This window comes from Areca yellow leaf disease phytoplasma, from assembly GCF_041920595.1.
In genome coordinates this window covers 571,946-575,100 of the sequence record NZ_CP169277.1, presented here as the reverse complement: position 1 = coordinate 575,100, position 3,155 = coordinate 571,946, and the positions used below count along the sequence as shown (strand labels likewise).

1 protein-coding gene is annotated in these 3,155 nt (G+C 36.4%); it reads right to left on the bottom strand.

All coding sequences use genetic code 11. From position 1 onward, the window contains the following. Positions 1-1,153: 1,153 nt before the first annotated feature. Complete coding sequence (locus tag ACEW7V_RS03245) at positions 1,154-1,258, bottom strand: chromo domain-containing protein (RefSeq protein WP_374695784.1); 105 nt, start codon at positions 1,256-1,258, stop codon at positions 1,154-1,156. Positions 1,259-3,155: the final 1,897 nt, after the last annotated feature.

Genomic DNA, 3,155 nt, shown 5'->3' with positions numbered 1-3,155 from the left:
TACTTCGTTCCAGTTACATGTGCTCGTAGGAACTCGGGGACCTGCAAACGATCTGTCAGGGGTTAGAAAACTCAAAGGAGATCAAGAAAATAAAGGAAAATAGCAAAGGAAAGAAAGTTTTGGAGGGGGCTGGAAGGATGGTTGGCGGCAGGAAGATGGTTGCAAACACCGGGAAGAAGAACTCTCAAACCCCTTTATGCACACAGCAGGGTAATCACACAAAACAATATAAGAACTCAAGGTTTATTTCATATATCAAAATCTCCCTTCATACAAGAGGCTAGGGTCCTTTAAATAGACCCTTAACCTTGGGCTCCAAGTAAGGGCACATTAGTCTTTACATAAGAATCCTTTTCCCTCTCAAACCCTAGCTAGAAAATAAGGAAACATTAGGTAGAAAAATCCCTAAAAATTCTCTTGACTTGTGCCAACACTCCAAGGACACCTAGGGGGGCGTGTTGGGCTTCTAAGAGCAGCAAGAGGCCGAGCCCAAAGGGGCTTGGGCGCATGGGCTTGGGCCTCTGGAAGCTGGGGTGGCTTGGTAGCCAGGTGCAGAATATTCCTTAGTATCTTGCTTCTTAGGGGCTTGGGCATGGTCCTGGGCTTGATTTCTTTGGGCTAGGATGCAGGTGGACCTCTGGAATCATGGATGCCTGGTCTATGTCGGCATCTGGAAGGGAATCTGGGCATCTGGAGGGCATCTGCAAGGAATCAGGGTTTCTTCTGATTTTCCCTCCTAGGGTCTTCAAATCTTCAAGCTGGGTTGGACTTGGGCTATACTTCCATGTCTTCAATCTGGTTGGACTTGGTCTTCACTTGTATGATGTGGTCTTGAGTCTGCAATATGGTTGAACAGGACTCAAAAAAATAAAATTAGCTCGACATGGCTGACTAACATGGACTGAACTAGCTCAATATGAGCTGACTAGTACTGAAGCTGAAATAACAGCTAAAATGGACTCAGATGGTAAGCCGCCCTTATTACAGATGGACTCATAAATTATTGATCAATACAAGAGGGTTGAAAAGCCTCTGTCTTATTCTGGTGCCTCCGGTGTCCCACCAATTCTCCCGGGGTGGGAGGAACTCGACCACGTTCAAGTGAAAATCAAGCTGGCTGACATATCTCGAGGAGGTCTGGGTTGGTGCTTTGCTACAAGTCCTCTCGAGAAATCCATGAATCGTCCGACTCTGGCCAGCCTTGCCATCGGACCAGGAAGCGTTGATAGTCACGGCCCCGGGGTCGTGATGGCTTGATCGTCCAGGATACGCTCGATCCGTTCTCCTCTCTCAGGCCAATTTGTTAGTGGACACTCTGAGGTTAGGGTCACTCACGATGAAAAGGAATAGGTCCAAAGGCCTGACTTGGTATCACTGCCGGTTTCCTATACTCAAAGTTCATGTGTTGAAGGTAGAACTAATGCCCAAATCCGAAGGCAAGTCTAACACCTAGGCATTTGATCCAACCTTCTCTATCACTCTAAAAGGTCCGGCTCTGCGAGCATGAAGCTTCTTTTAGGCCTAAGCCTAACCAAGATAGATCCACTACATCAAATTCTTTGACCCTTCTTCGGGAATTAGCCAGTTTGTTTTAAGATTAGTGCGAGGTGGTGAACATGCTGGGCACATGCAGACTCCTAACAAGATGATGCAAAGGACTCAAACTAACACCTAATAGACTCGACTTTGCATTCCTATCGAAGGAAATTTATTAGACTTTTATGGGCCTAAACCTAAGAGACTATAGACTCTCTAGGTCTGACCCTAGTGTGGTGTGCACAAGAGTATTTACAATGGACTCCAAGCAAATGCCAAGGGTATGCCAGAAGTATAATGCAAACCTAACATGCGTAATGAATGCATGCAGTATGCTAATCTCAACTAAATGCAATCTAATGATCCTAGAAATCTGGAGGTGTCTGGAAAGGGCAGAAAATAGGAAGTGGGTTCAGAATTAGTTTGGTAGGGTAGGAAAAAAGGTTCAAGGTTAGTTGGATCTGATAGGATAAAAGAAGGGGTGTGGGAACAATTCTTTAAATTTTTTTAAAGGAAGATTATTTATTATTTGTGGGATTTTGTTGTGTGTTATTTTAGATTTTTTTCAACCCTAATTTTATTTTCCTTTTCTTGATGTTTTCTAGTTGTTGTTGTTTTTCCAGCATAAATAATAATTTGATTGCAAAAATGTATGCCCAATAAAATCATGAATAAAATTAAGAAGTAAAAGTATTTGGGAAACAAACGCATAATTGCTTTAGCTTTGGATTTTCATATTACAAATATTTTACTTTTCTATAAATATTAAAAGGTTTCGAAAATAACCTTCATTAAAATATTACATTATAATTATATTTTTTGTGCAAACATTTGTATTTATAACATTTTATTATTGTGCCTTTTTCAACAACTTTGCATCCTTTTAATTTTATTTTTTTCCCCCAAATAAAAAAAATTTGAATTAAAATATTAAAGCCAAAAGTTTTTTATGTTTAGGATTTTAACACAATTTGCTATATTATAATATAAGTATAATTTTATTTAAATATTTTGAGTTTTAACTCTAAACTCTTACTTATCTTAGATTTAAAATATTAAAAAGCAACTACTAACTTTATAAATTATTTATTTCTAATTTTATTAATTTTTTTCACAAATCACACTTATTAACAAAACAAACAAGATAATAAATTAACTATATTTATTCTTTATTTTTAATTATATAAAATTTACATAATGGATATATTTCTATTTTGCAATTGCTTTCAAACTCAAACCCAAAAATTATTTTTTTGCAATTGATTTTCACAAAATAAAATCTTATTTGTATAATAATTTATATAATCCCCAATATATTTAATCATTAATTAAATTATTTTTATAATATGTTTGCAATGTTTTGGAAAATAATAAGCATATTTTCTAAGTTTATTATTGTGTTAATAGCCTCTTTTATTTAATTCTTACCCATAATTTTATCATTTTCCTGTATACAACCAACAACAAATTAGCGTTAATTGTAATTTAGATTTTGTTAATTATTGTAAGTTTTATCAATTTTGCACCTAAACCATATTTGTATCTTTTTTAATAACTTTGGCACTAATTATATTTGCAACATTTCCCTTAACACCTTAATTTAGTTTTAGCAATACGTA